13 protein-coding genes and 1 other RNA gene are annotated in these 15,419 nt (G+C 39.5%); 7 read left to right on the forward strand and 7 right to left on the reverse strand.

The genetic code is table 11. The features are described from left to right. Nucleotides 1-50: 50 nt before the first annotated feature. The 5 genes from GNP81_RS12320 to grpE form a co-directional block, all read right to left on the reverse strand. On the reverse strand, nucleotides 51-1,145 hold the full coding sequence (locus GNP81_RS12320) for a DUF3541 domain-containing protein (protein WP_155673352.1): 1,095 nt from the start codon (nucleotides 1,143-1,145) through the stop codon (nucleotides 51-53). A gap of 169 nt (nucleotides 1,146-1,314) precedes the next feature. Further along, on the reverse strand, nucleotides 1,315-2,457 hold the full coding sequence (gene dnaJ, locus GNP81_RS12325; RefSeq protein ID WP_155673385.1) for a molecular chaperone DnaJ: 1,143 nt from the start codon (nucleotides 2,455-2,457) through the stop codon (nucleotides 1,315-1,317). A 396-nt stretch (nucleotides 2,458-2,853) separates the two neighbouring features. Next, nucleotides 2,854-4,758 carry a molecular chaperone DnaK gene (gene dnaK / locus GNP81_RS12330; protein WP_005420629.1) on the reverse strand — a complete coding sequence of 635 codons (1,905 nt, stop codon included), beginning with the start codon at nucleotides 4,756-4,758 and terminating at the stop codon, nucleotides 2,854-2,856. A 220-nt stretch (nucleotides 4,759-4,978) separates the two neighbouring features. After that, entirely contained in the window at nucleotides 4,979-5,926 is a 948-nt protein-coding gene (locus GNP81_RS12335) for a hypothetical protein (protein ID WP_196587322.1), read from the reverse strand. A 240-nt stretch (nucleotides 5,927-6,166) separates the two neighbouring features. Then, a complete protein-coding gene (grpE, locus tag GNP81_RS12340; RefSeq protein WP_005420631.1) occupies nucleotides 6,167-6,751 on the reverse strand; it encodes a nucleotide exchange factor GrpE in 585 nt (194 codons plus the stop codon). Nucleotides 6,752-6,928: 177 nt separating this feature from the next. Between grpE and nadK the strand changes: the two genes are divergently transcribed. The 3 genes from nadK (at nucleotide 6,929) to bamE (ending at nucleotide 10,170) form a co-directional block, all read left to right on the forward strand. Further along, on the forward strand, nucleotides 6,929-7,813 hold the full coding sequence (nadK, locus tag GNP81_RS12345) for an NAD(+) kinase (RefSeq protein ID WP_026029291.1): 885 nt from the start codon (nucleotides 6,929-6,931) through the stop codon (nucleotides 7,811-7,813). Nucleotides 7,814-7,930: 117 nt separating this feature from the next. After that, nucleotides 7,931-9,598, forward strand: coding sequence for a DNA repair protein RecN (gene recN / locus GNP81_RS12350; RefSeq protein WP_005420633.1), 1,668 nt, complete (start codon nucleotides 7,931-7,933; stop codon nucleotides 9,596-9,598). A 215-nt stretch (nucleotides 9,599-9,813) separates the two neighbouring features. Further along, a complete protein-coding gene (gene bamE / locus GNP81_RS12355; RefSeq protein ID WP_011262460.1) occupies nucleotides 9,814-10,170 on the forward strand; it encodes an outer membrane protein assembly factor BamE in 357 nt (118 codons plus the stop codon). Between the two features lie 95 nt (nucleotides 10,171-10,265). On the opposite strand, the gene GNP81_RS12360 is transcribed toward bamE, so the two are convergent. After that, nucleotides 10,266-10,577, reverse strand: coding sequence for an RnfH family protein (locus GNP81_RS12360; protein ID WP_063645217.1), 312 nt, complete (start codon nucleotides 10,575-10,577; stop codon nucleotides 10,266-10,268). Beyond that, a complete protein-coding gene (locus GNP81_RS12365; protein ID WP_005420637.1) occupies nucleotides 10,564-11,001 on the reverse strand; it encodes an SRPBCC family protein in 438 nt (145 codons plus the stop codon). Before GNP81_RS12365 ends, GNP81_RS12360 begins: the two co-directional genes overlap by 14 nt. A 101-nt stretch (nucleotides 11,002-11,102) precedes the next feature. Between GNP81_RS12365 and smpB the strand changes: the two genes are divergently transcribed. From smpB to GNP81_RS12385, 4 genes are all read left to right on the forward strand, one after another. Beyond that, nucleotides 11,103-11,588, forward strand: coding sequence for an SsrA-binding protein SmpB (gene smpB, locus GNP81_RS12370; RefSeq protein ID WP_005420639.1), 486 nt, complete (start codon nucleotides 11,103-11,105; stop codon nucleotides 11,586-11,588). A 73-nt stretch (nucleotides 11,589-11,661) separates the two neighbouring features. Next, nucleotides 11,662-12,028: a transfer-messenger RNA gene (gene ssrA / locus GNP81_RS12375) on the forward strand. A 203-nt stretch (nucleotides 12,029-12,231) separates the two neighbouring features. Further along, a complete protein-coding gene (locus GNP81_RS12380; protein WP_155653042.1) occupies nucleotides 12,232-13,860 on the forward strand; it encodes a methyl-accepting chemotaxis protein in 1,629 nt (542 codons plus the stop codon). A gap of 422 nt (nucleotides 13,861-14,282) precedes the next feature. After that, nucleotides 14,283-15,416, forward strand: coding sequence for a sugar ABC transporter substrate-binding protein (locus GNP81_RS12385; RefSeq protein WP_005420642.1), 1,134 nt, complete (start codon nucleotides 14,283-14,285; stop codon nucleotides 15,414-15,416). Nucleotides 15,417-15,419: the final 3 nt, after the last annotated feature.

Here is a 15,419-nt window from a genome sequence, read left to right on the forward strand (position 1 = left end):
GCCCAGCGATATCACTATCGCTGGGCATTTTTGTATCAGGCTTACAGAGCTTACTTTTTCACAAGGCCGTATGGCTTACTCATGAATATTTTGGGTTGATTTTGAATAGTTGGAGCTGCATTAGGTGTTTGCCAATCCAGTAACATGATCGCTAATACGTTCCTATGCTCACCCTCTTTAAGATTAGTGCTGTTCGACGTTGATGGCACCATATTCTTTTCACGATTAATCACATTTTGAATGTGCTTTTGTGTTTTATAGACCACAGGATCATCTTCTAACCCTGCAAGTAAAAAAGTAATACCAACTTCAGCAATAATATCTTCTTTCGCTCTTTTTAAAATCGTATCGGCATTTTTACGCAGATAATCGTATATCCATTGATGATCAGACTCTTTAATTGGATGCTGATAATACTGAGAATCAGCTAATAAGATATGAGTTAATCCATAAATCTTATTGCCAAATTGCTGATCAGATAGTTGCTCATCTTGAGCATCAGGATAAGTTAATCGAAACGCATCAACAAAGTCATTCACCACATCCTGCTCACCGAGTTGACGTAGCCAATATACTTGATTAGCTAACTGAGCCGCCCACGCTTTAATCATCGCAGGATCCGTTGCATATTTTTTAAAATCGTAGCGACGAATGATATCTCTTAGCTGTTTATCATTCTTATGCTTCAACCCATACTCATCCGCTCTAGCCATAGAACCCAGTAAATCGACACCTAAGTATAAATATTCCGGCATCACTTTAGTTGCGTTATAACGCAAAACACTTCGCTCATCCGTATCATCAATATACGTATTTAAACGTTTTTGAGCATAAACTTGGATTTGCTCTGGTGTATGAACTTCTGAAGAAAATTGATTCAAACGACTTGCCACACGAGCCATATCTGACCAAATCGCAGCGGTATACTTTGGATCCATGGTTTGACGATACATACGCAATCCATAATGACCCGATTTAAAAGCTGGTAATGTGTAGAGTTGTGTTTCATAGGTATGACGAATTGAAGCGGCATCTTGAGCAAAACTAGGAACAGTCTTACCACCTTCCATTATTTCAGCATTTACAAATGTTGAACTCAACAGCACCAACATACATAAATAAATCGTTCTTTTGAATAACGTCATATATCCCTCTTTATTCAATTCCACCATAACTTACTGGTTAGATATTAAGCTAAAGAGAACAAAAATAATCAATTGGGTGTCAAATAATTGAGACGTTAATTAATAGCAGGTATAAAAAAGAGCAATGATACTGACTAAGCATCATTGCTCTTTTTAGTATTTAACTAAATTATTTAGTTAAATCATCAAAGAAGTTTTTCACTCCAGATAAGAAGCCTTCTGATTTTGGATTATGCTTTTTCGCATCTTTACCATCAAAAGATTCTTGGAACTCTTGCAGTAATTCTTTTTGGCGTTTAGTTAACTTAACTGGCGTTTCAACAATAAGTTTAACAATTAAATCACCAGCACTGTGTGTACGAACGCCTTTAACGCCCTTACCACGCATACGGAACATACGTCCTGTTTGCGTTTCTAGTGGCACTTTTAAGCTTACGCGACCATCAAGAGTAGGAACTTCAACTTCACCACCTAATGCAGCCATCGTAAAGCTTACAGGTACTTCACAGTATAAGTTGTTGCCATCACGTTCAAAGATATTGTGCTCTTTTACGTGAACTTGTACGTATAGATCACCTGCTGGAGCGCCGTGCTCTCCCGCTTCACCTTCGCCAGATAGACGAATACGATCACCGGTATCAACGCCAGATGGGATCTTAACGTTAAGTGTTTTCGTTTTGTGTACTCGACCTTCACCATGACATGAATTACATGGGTCTTTAATGATCTTACCTTTACCGTGACACGTTGGACATGCTTGCTGTACAGCAAAGAAGCCTTGACGCATCTGAACTTGGCCTTGACCGTGACAAGTACTACATGTTGTTGTTGATGATGTGCCTTTCTTAGCACCTGTACCTTCACATGGATCACAAGAGACTAAAGTCGGTACTTCAATTTCTTTATCACAACCACGAACCGCTTCTTCTAAAGTCAGTTCCATGTTGTAACGTAAATCAGAACCACGCTGTGCACGTTGCTGACCACCACGGCGACCACCACCGAAGATATCACCAAATACATCACCGAAGATATCACCAAAATCTGCACCGCCGCCACCAAAGCCGCCGCCGCCCATACCACCTTGTTCAAAGGCTGCATGGCCATATTGATCATAAGCTGAACGTTTTTGAGCATCAGTTAAGATTTCATATGCAACTTTAACTTCTTTAAACTTCTCAGCAGCTGTATCGTCACCCTGATTGCGGTCAGGATGGAACTTCATTGCTAAGCGCTTATAGGCTTTCTTAATATCACGCTCTGAAGCATCACGGCTTACGCCCAACACTTCATAAAAATCACGTTTAGACATGCTTTGGTCACCAATTCTTTTGATACCGCCGGTTACAAGCACCATCGGCATGAGTTCAATCTAGATAATCAGGTTCAGGTTCGAGAATGATTATCTAGATTGACCTAATAATATATCAACCTAAACAAGTACCAACTCATTCTTGCTTGTTAGATATTCAGGTTGATATTACAAACTTGCGGGCGGTAGAGAAAACTCCAACGCCCGCAATATATTTTCCATTCGAAGCATTCAAGATATAGGGCTTTTGCTCTTTTCTTAAATGGCTAAGGCAATGATTTCTTTAAGCTAGAAGTGTTAAGTTCAAGGAGAAAGCATGCCATTTCTTTACGAACAAGTGCACGTTAGTAAATGAGTACTTTCGACGCAGGAATTAACCCTTCTAGCGACAAGAAATTACTTGTCTTTTACTTCTTCAAACTCAGCGTCTACTACATCGTCATCTTGCTTAGGTTGCTCACCTGCGTCAGCACCTTGTTGTGCTTGAGCTTTCTGTTGAGCAATTTCCATTAGCTTTTGCGCTGCTTGCATTAGCTCTTGAGTTTTCGCATCAATCGCTTCTTTGTCGTTACCAGATTTAACTTCTTCTAACGCTTTGATTGCTGCTTCAATTTTCTCTTTCTCATCAGCTGGAAGTGCATCACCTGCTTCTTCGATTTGCTTTTGAGTACCGTGGATCATTTGGTCTGCTTGGTTACGTGCTGTTACTAGTTCTTCGAACTTTTTGTCCGCGTCTTTGTTAGCTTCAGCTTCTTGTACCATTGCTTCGATTTCTTCGTCTGTTAGACCGCCTGAAGCTTGGATTGTGATCTTCTGCTCTTTACCAGTAGACTTATCTTTTGCTGATACATTTAAGATACCATCTGCATCTAGATCGAATGTTACTTCGATTTGTGGCATGCCACGTGGTGCAGGTTGGATACCTTCTAGGTTAAATTGACCTAGAGACTTGTTGTAAGTCGCTTGTTTACGCTCACCTTGAAGTACGTGGATAGTTACCGCACTTTGGTTATCTTCAGCTGTTGAGAACGTTTGATCCGCTTTTGTTGGGATTGTTGTGTTCTTCTCGATTAGCTTAGTCATCACACCACCCATCGTTTCGATACCGAAAGATAGAGGAGTAACGTCTAGTAGTAGAACGTCTTTAACGTCACCAGCTAGTACACCACCTTGAACTGCAGCACCCATTGCTACTGCTTCATCAGGGTTCACGTCACGACGCGCTTCTTTACCGAAGAACTCAGCAACTTTAGCTTGAACCATAGGCATACGTGTTTGACCACCAACTAGGATAACGTCAGTGATTTCGTCTACTGATAGATCTGAATCCGCAAGAGCTACTTTTAATGGCTCAAGAGAACGAATTACTAGGTCTTCAACTAGAGATTCTAGTTTTGCACGAGTCACTTTAACGTTCATGTGCTTAGGACCAGTAGCATCTGCAGTAACGTAAGGTAGGTTTACGTCAGTTTGTTGTGCAGAAGAAAGCTCAATTTTTGCTTTTTCAGCAGCTTCTTTAACACGTTGCATCGCAAGAGGATCGTTCTTAAGGTTGATACCTTGCTCTTTTTCAAACTCAGATACTAAGTAGTTGATTAGACGGTTATCAAAGTCTTCACCACCTAGGTGTGTATCACCATTAGTTGCAAGAACTTCGAACGTTTGCTCGCCATCAACGTTGTCAATTTCGATGATAGAGATATCGAATGTACCACCACCAAGGTCGTATACAGCGATAGTGCGATCACCGCCTTTCTTGTCTAGGCCGTAAGCTAGTGCAGCTGCTGTTGGTTCGTTGATGATACGTTTAACATCAAGACCTGCAATACGACCAGCATCTTTAGTTGCTTGACGTTGAGCATCGTTAAAGTAAGCAGGAACAGTAACAACTGCGCCAGTTACTTCTTCACCTAGGAAGTCTTCAGCTGTTTTCTTCATTTTCTTAAGAACTTCAGCAGATACTTGAGGAGCAGCCATTTTTTGGCCTTTCGCTTCTACCCATGCATCACCGTTGTCAGCTTTAACGATTTTGAACGGCATGATTTCGATATCACGCTGTACTTCTTCATCTTCAAAACGACGACCGATAAGACGCTTAATAGCAAATAACGTGTTTTGCGGGTTAGTTACCGCTTGACGTTTAGCTGGTTGACCTACAAGAGTTTCGCCATCTGTGTATGCAATTACCGATGCCGTTGTACGTTCACCTTCTGCGTTCTCCAAAACACGTGGCGTATCGCCATCAAGAACAGCAACACAAGAGTTAGTAGTACCTAAGTCAATACCAATGATCTTACCCATCAGGTTATCTCCAAATTTATCTATTCAAACTTACCCAAAACAACTTGAGTAAGGGTTGGGAGTGAATCCCATAATTCATTCTATGACTAATTAATAAGGGCGCTAAATCACAATTCAAGGGATGAAATAAAAAAAATTCAATTTTATTTCCATCTGAACAAAAAAAAGCCTAACAATCATGTCAGGCTCAATCATTCTAGGTACTTTCAATTCATATTAACTAATAAGAATCATTACAACTCATTGGTTCAAAGTGAATGGGAGGCGGGTTTTTATGCCATTCTTCTTTTGTTAAATAGGTTTTACCACCTGATTTAATGTATGGACTGTTATCATCAACAATGGATAAATCATCAGGAGCTACCGTTCCCATGTAGTACCAAGTCGGTGTTGTGGTTAAATATTGGAAACGACTGCCCCCTGCTCCTGGAAGGTAATTAGCGTTAGATAAATCACCATGTGAAACGGATGTATTTACTGTTGGGTAATAGTCAGCACCAGTACTAATCAATACTTTTGCTGTAGCAACATCTTGTTTGCCTTGCGGCTTATCAGGTACAAGCCAAGCTTTCATTCGAACAAATGCAGCAAGAACATTTTCACCATCAATTTCGACCTTACTGGTACCGCCATGTAATGGGTAATGCTCAGGGTGTAACTCATACTCTTTTAAACCATCAGCACTGCGACGATAAGGCACATCTTCAATGTATTTAATGATGTTATGAGAATAGTAAGCAGCCCAATTAACTTGTGCTTTAGTTACCGTAACATTTACCCATTCAGCAGCTAATGGGTCCATCGAACCATCGGTAGATTGAAGCAACCACATGTCCGCATCACCAATTACCACACGTACGTTGCTCGATGTGTTTTTTTGGTCTTCAAAAACCGTAAACCATTGAGTCATTCCACTCCATGGTTCAGACGTTGTCATGCTTTTATCTATAATCTCATCAGCCCAATATGAAGGGGCAGCATCACCTCTAGGGATCCCTTGAACTATCGTTGCTCCACTTGCCCATCCAGAGGTTGTTGGTGCGTTATATAGTTTGGCATCATTAGGTAAGGCCATTGACGAATAAGTGTCTGACGCAACCACATGCTCAGCCAAACTCAATGGACTATATAAGCATAATGCACTAAGAAGTATTGATGCTAATTTCATATTCTTTTTCATATCCTTTAAGTTAACTCATATCATTCCATGATGATTAAAATGTAGTAAAAAACAAAAGAAATAACGACACCAATAACGACAAATATACAAACCTTTGATGCTCATTCCTTATTTATAAGGCACATTCTAAAAATAGAGACATCACATCTTAAAAAAAAGACAAAAAAAAGCGATTCCAAAACTGGAACCGCTTGATTTTTAACCACTATTTAAATTTAAAAGTGATAATTATTGAGCAACCATTACCATTGCAGGACGCAATACTTGATCGTTCAACGTATAGCCTTTTTGCATCACGATCATTACTGTATTTGATTCATGATCTGGGCTTGCTTGCATACCAATCGCTTGGTGAAGTTCAGGATTAAACGCTTCACCCATTGGATTAATTACCGTTAAACCGAATTTTTCAACAGTCGAAACAAACGTTTGAAGTGTTAGCTCAACACCTTCAAGCAGTGCTTTTGCTGCTTCGTTTTCTTTATCGCCGTTTTCAAGAGCACGCTCTAAGTTATCTAGAACAGGAAGAAGCTCACCAGCAAATTTCTTCAGTGCGTATTTACGCGCTTTATCAACGTCTTCTTCAGCACGACGACGAACATTTTGCTCTTCTGCTTTTGCTCGTAGAACCGTATCTTGTTGTTCTTTAATTTGAGCTTGGCTAGCAAGTAGTGCTGCTTCTAGTTCTGCAATTTTTGCTTCTTGGCTGTCTTCAGCAGATTCATTCCATTCCACATCGGCTTCTGTGCCAACTGCTTCAACTTGCTCTTCTACTACTGCTTCTTCGTTTACTTTGTTTTCTTCGTTACTCATTACTGCTTTCTCCAGAATGCTAATGACTAGCTATATAAAGCGATCTTAATACAAACCAAGGCGTCGCTCTACACGCAAATTAAAACTTTGACATTATTATGGGGACTAAATAGTGCGATTCAAGCATAATAGTACGAATTGTAACATTTGTTCCCCATTTCATGATGGATGATGGATATGAAAAGAGCCTTTAACGTTATTGCTATCATTGGTAAACCAAGAGATCCTAATGCGATAAAAACGCATTTATCGATTTATCACTGGCTTACTGATCAAAATTATACGGTCCTTCTCGATGACCGTTTACGTGAAGCCCTGCCTGAAATTCCAGCTGACCGTTTCAATCATCTATTAAAATTAGGGGAATTAGCTGATCTTGCCATTGTTGTTGGTGGTGATGGCAATATGCTAGGTGCAGCCCGTGTACTCTCTCGATTTGATATATCAGTCATTGGGGTTAATAGAGGTAATCTTGGTTTCTTAACTGATCTTGATCCTGATAACTTTGAAGAACCTCTGCAAGCGGTATTAAATGGTGACTTTGTAAAAGAAGAGCGCTTTTTATTAGAAGCTGAAGTTCATCGCCATGGACAAGTCAAAAGTCATAATTCAGCCTTTAACGAAGTGGTACTTCACCCAGGTCAAGTCGCACACATGATTGAATTTGAAGTGTATATTGATGACACTTTTGCTTTCTCTCAACGCTCAGATGGTTTAATTATCTCAACACCTACAGGATCAACTGCGTATTCTTTGTCTGGCGGCGGTCCAATTCTGTCTCCAAACTTGAATGCCATCTCAATTGTACCAATGTTTCCGCATACACTTTCAAGCCGCCCTTTGGTGGTCGAAGGAAAGCGTCACATTAAGTTGTGTATATCTCCTGAAAATCGCACTACGTTAGAAGTCAGCTGCGATGGCCAAGTATCTCTGCCTGTTAGTCCGGGTGATGAAGTGCATATTTTCCAAAGCCCATCAAGACTAAAACTGATCCATCCTAAAGATTATAGCTACTATCATATACTTAGAAATAAGCTAGGTTGGTCAAGTAAGTTGTTCTAACGAGTAAAGTTAAGTTAGTCACAAAAAATTTAAATTCACTTTACTGTATAAAGAAACAGTATATACTGTGTCTATATACAGTGTTTTTAGTATTTTAAATTTCGCAGAGACTGACTTATGTTGGCACATATTAAAATTACTCATTTTGCTATCGTAAAATCTTTAGAGCTTGATCTAACCAAAGGCATGACAACCATCACAGGTGAAACTGGTGCAGGTAAGTCCATCGCCATTGATGCCCTTGGTTTATGTCTTGGTGATCGCGCAGAAGCTTCCATGGTTCGCCAAGGGGAAGAAAAAGCGGAAATCACCGTTCTTTTTACTCTAGAAAACAACATTAATGCCAAACGTTGGTTAGAAGATAACGAACTTTATGATGGCAATGATTGTATTTTACGTCGTGTCATTACCAAAGAAGGCCGTTCTCGCGGCTTTATCAATGGTAGCCCTGTCCCTGCTGCTCAGCTAAAAACATTAGGTCATTTGTTGATTAACATTCATGGCCAACATGCTCACCATGAACTAATGAAACCTGAATACCAACTCAATATGTTGGATCAATATGCAGGACATGTTTCATTATTAAATAAAACTCGCAGCCGTTATCAAGCATGGCGACAAGCTGACAATGCGTTAAAACAAATGATCAAGCATAGTCAACAAAACGAAGCTCAAAAACAGCTGATCGAATACCAAATAAAAGAGCTGAATGAGCTTGCATTAGGTGAAGAAGAGTTCACTCAATTAGAAGAAGACCACAAACGCCTTTCTAACTCTGGTGAATTAGTTGAATGCAGCCAACAAGCCATCTCTATTTTGTATGAAAATGATGAAGTGAATGCACTTCAATTACTGCAATATGCCAATAATCATATTCAACAATTAGGACAATTAGATCCTCAACTTGCTCCTTTATCTGAGATGTTGAATGAAGCCATGATTCAGGTTGAAGAAGCCAATCATGAAATCAAAAACTACCTTGATAATATTGATGTTGATCCTGAACAAATTGCTTTTGTTGAAGAGCGCTTTAGTCGAGTCATGTCGATGGCAAAAAAACATCATGTTCTTGCTGACGAATTATATGAACATCACCAACAGTTATTAGCAGAATATGATCGCCTTGATTGCTCAGATGAAAAACGTGAACAGCGTGAACAAGAAGTGGAAGAACTAAAACAACACTTCTTAGAAGCAGCACATAAGTTAACGAAAAGTCGTCAACGTTACGCAAAAGAATTAAACAACAAAATTACCGACAGCATGCAAACTTTAAGCATGGAAAAAGCGGTATTCGACATTCAAATTGAAAGTGATGCACATACGAAGATTTCACCTCTCGGTATCGATACCTTGTGCTTTAAGGTATCCACAAACCCGGGACAACCACTGCAGCCTATTGCTAAAGTGGCTTCAGGTGGTGAGTTATCACGTATTTCACTGGCTATTCAAGTGATTACAGCGCAAAAAGTCGATACACCAAGCCTGATTTTCGATGAGGTTGATGTGGGTATTAGCGGACCAACTGCGGCAGTTGTAGGTAAAATGCTACGCACTCTAGGTGAATCAACCCAAGTGTTGTGCGTAACTCACTTACCTCAAGTTGCAGGTTGTGGTCATAACCAACTGTTTGTTGCTAAGCATACAAAATCAGGTAAAACGGAAACCCAAATGCGAGCATTAAACTTAGAAGAACGTGTAGAAGAGCTAGCTCGCTTACTTGGCGGAACTCAAATTACTGCTCACACATTAGCCAACGCAAAAGAATTACTGAACGCGGCTTAATATCTACAGCATTCGTTTATCGACTCAAAAAGCCAATATTATTTTATTAATATTGGCTTTTTTAATGAAAGTAATCACTAAAATCGAAAGAATCAATGCAACTAGATTCAAAATTTAGGGTCAAAACACACTAGAACACGCTTAACCTTTTTACTTCTTAGGTCAGCTTGTTTATCATCTGTTTAATTATTTAAAAGGCTAAAGCTGTACGAACTATGCAATTCAAAAAATGGATCATTGCTCTACCCCTCGCTGTTGGACTACTGGGTGGTTGCTCGTTATTAGAGCCATTGGTATATCGAATCGATATTGCCCAAGGTAATTACGTTGAACAAGAAGCTGTCGACAAACTGCGATTTGGCATGACCAAACAACAAGTACAGTTTGTAATGGGTTCACCAATGCTTGTTGAGTCTGGTTATCCAAATACGTGGTACTACATCTATCACTTTACTCATGGTCACGAAAAATCCATTCAAAAGAACTTAATCGTTCACTTTGATGACAATGGTAACCTAACCAATATGGAAGGCGACTTCCCGATGAGTGACAGCTTCTTCGAGAAACTTTAATTTCCTCACCGTATTTCAAACACAAAAAAACCGGATCTCGTTTAACGAAATCCGGTTTTTTATTTCTATAACTAATTATCTGTTTATTATTGAAATTACTTTTTTGCCGCTTCTTTCTTAGCTTGCTCAGCTCTTTTACGACGAATTTCTTTTGGATCAGCTAATAGTGGGCGATAGATTTCAATGCGATCTTTATCTCGAATTGTCGCATCTAGTTTAACGTTACGGCTAAACACACCGACTTTATTCACTTTTAAATCAATCTCAGGGTAACGTTCTAATACGCCAGATTGAACAATGATCTCTTCTACGGTTTGCTCTGCTTTTACCGCTAATTTAAATACCACTTGTTCCGCTGGCAGAGCATAAACAACTTCTACGTGGATCATTTCGTTAATTACAGTCATATACTTGCTTCGCTCTTTGAGTAAATGAATTCACCATATTATTAGTTAATTCTTGGAACACTTTCCCAAACGCCATCGCAACTAACGCATTGGAAAATTCAAAATCTAACTTTAACTCAACCTTACAAGCGGTTTCATCGAGTGCCATAAAATGCCAACCGCCAGTTAATGATTTAAATGGACCATCGACAAGATTCATTCCAATCATTTCAGAGTCAATTAAGGTATTTTTGGTTGTAAATGTTTTCTTTATGCCCGCTTTTGCGACATCAACAGACGCTACCATTGTACTTTCTGTTTGCTCTAAGATCTTAGAACCTGAGCAACCAGGTAAAAACTGAGGGTATGACGCAACATCATTGACTAAATCGTACATCTGCTTTGCGCTAAACGGCACTAATGCAGATCGGCTAACCTGAGGCATAAATTATCCTTTACATTATAGAGGTAAGCATCATACCATCTTGATGTTAAGAGCCAAACTACTTCCCCTACTCTCAACTAATAACGTATAATGCGGGCATTATGGCAAAGAAAAAATCAAAAGATAAAGCGGGCAGTAATACCATTGCTATGAACAAGCAAGCTCGCCACGAATATTTCATTGATGATGAAATCGAAGCTGGGATTGAACTCCAAGGCTGGGAAGTTAAATCTCTTCGTTCTGGTAAAGTGAACATCGCTGAAAGTTACGTTTACGTACGCGATGGCGAAATTTTTATTAGTGGTATGACAATCACGCCACTACAAGCAGCATCGACTCACGTTGTAGCGAATCCAACTCGTATTCGTAAATTACTGATGAGCCGTAAAGAAATTGATAACCTTATTGGCCGTGTAAATCGTGAAGGTATGACACTGGTTGCAACGACAATGTATTGGGTTCGTTCTTGGGCGAAAATCAAAGTTGGCGTAGCTAAAGGTAAAAAACTGCACGATAAACGTACAGATTCAAAAGAAAAAGACTGGAACAGAGATAAAGCACGAATTATGAAGAGTAGTTTGCGTTAATTTCAACCAGTTAGATTGATACTAGCTAGACAGACGCTGTTTTTCTGTTAATATCATCTGGTAACAAAACTTTGGGGCTGATTCAGGATTCGACGGGAATTTTGAAACCCGAGGAGCATGTCGTGGGGCGGTTGGCCACGTAAAAAGCCGCAAAAAAATAGTCGCAAACGACGAAAACTACGCACTAGCAGCTTAATAACCTGCTGAGAGCTCTCCTGCCCTAGCTTCCGCTTGTAAGACGGGGAATAACAGGAGATCAAACCCAAACGAGCTAGAACGGATTCTCCCGCCTGAGAGATGAACTTCGAATTATAATTCAGGATAGCCATAAGATAGCGTGTCGGTTCGCAGTTTTACGGTGAAATTAAAGATCGACTAAACATGTAGCGCCAACGGTGAACGATTTTCGGACGGGGGTTCAAATCCCCCCAGCTCCACCAAACGTTTGGAAAAGCCCAACTTCGAAAGAGGTTGGGCTTTTTTGTATCTGTAAGTTGACTCCCCTCACATCTTTCGCATCATTTCCTCAGTTGAATCATTATTTATATAAATATCATTAAGGCTTTATTTTAACCAGTCGATATATTAGTTAGACAATTCATTAACCTTTTAAAATAGTGAGTTATAACTAAGGTATGCAGCTATGAAGATAAAAGATTTAAGTGTAGTAAAGAAAATATGGGGAAGTTACTTAATTGTTTTTGCCATTTTTTCAATTGTAGGTGTATTGATAATACTTAATTTATCACGCCTTAATGACAACGTTTCGACCATCACCAATAAAAGCTTGGCTTCCATTTCTCTGTTAAAAGGAATTCAAGTTGATATAACAAAAGTACGAAAAGATGAATTTTCACTCCTACCTAATGCCGGGCATTCAAGCATTAATGATTGGTTAAAAGATTTAGACCAATGGAGAGCTGATGTTCAAACTGGAATTTCATCTTATGAATCTTTGGCATTAAGTTCTGAAGAAAGAGCTTCTTTTCAAATATTTAAAGAAACTTGGAATCAATACATTAAAGAAACTCACTCATACAATAATTTACTGAGCCAAGGTAACACTACCCAAGCTAATGAAGTGGTACTATCCAGCTTTGGCACCTACAGTAAGGCACTAACAAGCTTGGATGATACGCTGGCTCTTAATGATGTCTCTGTGAATCAAATAAGTAACGATGTACAACAAGAAGCAGACTCTATGCTTTATAGTACCGGGATCGGAGCACTGTTCATTGCTTCAACCATCATTTTATCTTCTCTTTTTCTTTCCCGAATTATTTGTCGTCCAATCGACCGTGCCTTAGAGTTTGCATCAAAAATTGCCAGCGGACAGCTTAATAACCGCATTAATGAAGAAGAGCTAACAAAAGATGAATTAGGCATTTTGCTTAAAGAGTTGGTGACAATGCAAACCAACCTAAACACGTTAGTATCTGAGATAAATGACTCTACTATTCAGCTAACTACAGCTGTTGAAGAAGTCAGTGCGATTTCATCTCAAACCGCATCAGGAATGCAAACTCAGCAAATGGAATTAAGCTCTGTTGCTTCAGCTATGACTGAGATGCAAGCTGCGGTTAATGAAGTTGCTCAAAATACAGAAACCGGAGTAACTTCTGCTTACTCTGCATCAGAGTTAGCGAAAATCGGTAATGACACTCTTAGAAAAACCATTGAAGTGATTTCAACGGTTTCTAAGCAAATTGAAACGTCAGATGAACTTGCTCAGGAGTTAGAAACCAGCTCAAATAACATTAATATGGTGGTTGATGTTATTCGTGGTATTGCAGAGCAGACTAACTTACTTGCACTTAATGCGGCTATTGAAGCAGCTCGTGCTGGTGAACAAGGTCGAGGCTTTGCGGTCGTAGCTGATGAAGTACGCTCTCTTGCTCAAAGAACACAAAGTTCAACAACTCAGATTATTGATATCATCAGCCAGCTACAAGAAAACACTCATAAAATTGGTCAATCAAGTCGTGATTGCCAAGAAGGTATTTCATTATGTGTGAATCAAGTAAATGAAGCGGGTGAACAAATCAGTGAAATTGAACATACCGTGGATAGTATTGCAGAAATGAGCACTCACATAGCAACCGCATGCAGTGAGCAAAACTCAGTGTCAGAAGAATTAAATCGAAGTGTTGAGTACATTAATACGGCCTCTTCTGAAATGACAGAAGGTGCGTCACAAACGGCAGTTGCTTGTCAGGACATCAGCCGTTTAACTCATAATCTAAAAGCCAGACTTGAACAGTTTCAGCTGTAATTCAGTTGATTTTTCACTTATAAAAATTAAGCCCAACCGATTATCGAGTTGGGCTTTTTTCATCTCACCCTACAATCTGTTATAGCCTTCACGTTTTTTAACTTATCTAACCGCTGAAATACCTCTCTTATCGTTTAGTAGATAACATTTATCTATGTGATATGCATTTTATCTATGGCTCACTCGCATAAATAGCATTTCACCCTATCACAACGACCTCCTATTATTAGCCTCAATAAACATTCAGTCGACGCTTTCAACACTCTTTTATAGATAGCGTTTAGGCATGAAATACATCGCAGGGAGCACTCTGGGGAGTATCGATTAAATCAAAGGTAACTCATTGATATAACAATAAAGCTACCTTTACTCACGTAATTTTATTGATTCAAAATACTTTATCCCTTTTCAGGAGAAATCAAATGATTAAGAAAATATCGCTTGCCGTATCAGCTGCACTACTCTTTTCAAGCACTGCAATGGCTGCAGATAATATCGTTATCGGCGTAGAAAAAAGCTATGTACCTTACTTCACTGAATTAGCTGAGCAGTTCAACAAAGGTAAAGACTTTAAAGTAGAAGTTGCTGCAACAAGTATGTTCGATTTACTGGCAGCACTACCAACGCAAAAAGGCAATATTGCTGATATTTTCATGATCCCAAATGACCGTATCGGTGAGCTTGCGGACCAACATTTGATCACTCCTGCTAACTTTACTATCAATGGCTTTACTAAAGCAGCGACGGATGCTGCAACGTATAACGGTCAAACGTACATGCTACCAATGTCGACAGATACGACTCTGTTCCTTTACAACAAAGACATGGTGACTGAAGTACCAAAAACATTAAAAGAAATCCCACCATCAGAATGGGCTGCTAAGTTCACAGACTTCTACTTCACTGGTGGTCTATTCATGACTAATGGTGGTTACATTTTCCAAGACAATAATCCTGAAAATATTGGTCTGAACAACGAAGGCTCAATTAAAGCCGGCCTTGCAGCTCAAAGCCTTTACAAGAGTGGCGTAGGCCACTGGACACTAATGCAAGATGACACGGTTGCTTATGACATCATGATGAAATACTTCATGGAAGGTAAGCTAAAAGCCATCATCAATGGTCCTTGGGCAATTGCTGATATTGAAAAATCAGGAATAAACGTTGGTGCAGCTCCAATTCCTAGCTGGGATGGCAGTCATCCATATAAAGCCCTTACCGGCACAAAAGGCATGACAATTAACGGCTACAGCAGCAACAAAGATGGTGCAAATGCCTTTATTAAGTTTATGGCAACACCAGAAAATGCACAAAAATGGTACTCAATGACTCGTGAAGTATCACCTAGCCTTTCTGTTAAGTACGAAGAAGGCTCACTGCATAAAGCTATTTTCGATGCAACGAACATTGGTCAACCTATGCCAAGCATTCCTGAGTTCATGAAAGTGTGGGGCCCGATGAAAACGGCTCTAGCTCAAATCGCTCAAGGTCAAGATACCAAAGCAGTACTTGATGCCGCAGTTGAGACAATCGAAATCGACATTGAAGATATGTAATTC

It is taken from the genome of Aliivibrio fischeri, from assembly GCF_009727955.1.
GTDB classification, from domain to species: domain Bacteria; phylum Pseudomonadota; class Gammaproteobacteria; order Enterobacterales; family Vibrionaceae; genus Aliivibrio; species Aliivibrio fischeri_A.

Bases quoted from the DNA above. Each gene is read 5' to 3' on its own strand.
- GNP81_RS12380 (WP_155653042.1), top strand. From the start codon at position 12,232: ATGAAGATAAAAGATTTAAGTGTAGTAAAGAAAATATGGGGAAGTTAC.
- grpE (WP_005420631.1), bottom strand. From the start codon at position 6,751: ATGAGTAACGAAGAAAACAAAGTAAACGAAGAAGCAGTAGTAGAAGAG.
- GNP81_RS12320 (WP_155673352.1), bottom strand. From the start codon at position 1,145: ATGACGTTATTCAAAAGAACGATTTATTTATGTATGTTGGTGCTGTTG.
- bamE (WP_011262460.1), top strand. From the start codon at position 9,814: ATGCAATTCAAAAAATGGATCATTGCTCTACCCCTCGCTGTTGGACTA.
- smpB (WP_005420639.1), top strand. From the start codon at position 11,103: ATGGCAAAGAAAAAATCAAAAGATAAAGCGGGCAGTAATACCATTGCT.
- GNP81_RS12335 (WP_196587322.1), bottom strand. From the start codon at position 5,926: ATGAAATTAGCATCAATACTTCTTAGTGCATTATGCTTATATAGTCCA.
- GNP81_RS12385 (WP_005420642.1), top strand. From the start codon at position 14,283: ATGATTAAGAAAATATCGCTTGCCGTATCAGCTGCACTACTCTTTTCA.
- GNP81_RS12360 (WP_063645217.1), bottom strand. From the start codon at position 10,577: ATGACTGTAATTAACGAAATGATCCACGTAGAAGTTGTTTATGCTCTG.
- dnaJ (WP_155673385.1), bottom strand. From the start codon at position 2,457: ATGTCTAAACGTGATTTTTATGAAGTGTTGGGCGTAAGCCGTGATGCT.
- dnaK (WP_005420629.1), bottom strand. From the start codon at position 4,758: ATGGGTAAGATCATTGGTATTGACTTAGGTACTACTAACTCTTGTGTT.
- GNP81_RS12365 (WP_005420637.1), bottom strand. From the start codon at position 11,001: ATGCCTCAGGTTAGCCGATCTGCATTAGTGCCGTTTAGCGCAAAGCAG.
- recN (WP_005420633.1), top strand. From the start codon at position 7,931: ATGTTGGCACATATTAAAATTACTCATTTTGCTATCGTAAAATCTTTA.
- nadK (WP_026029291.1), top strand. From the start codon at position 6,929: ATGAAAAGAGCCTTTAACGTTATTGCTATCATTGGTAAACCAAGAGAT.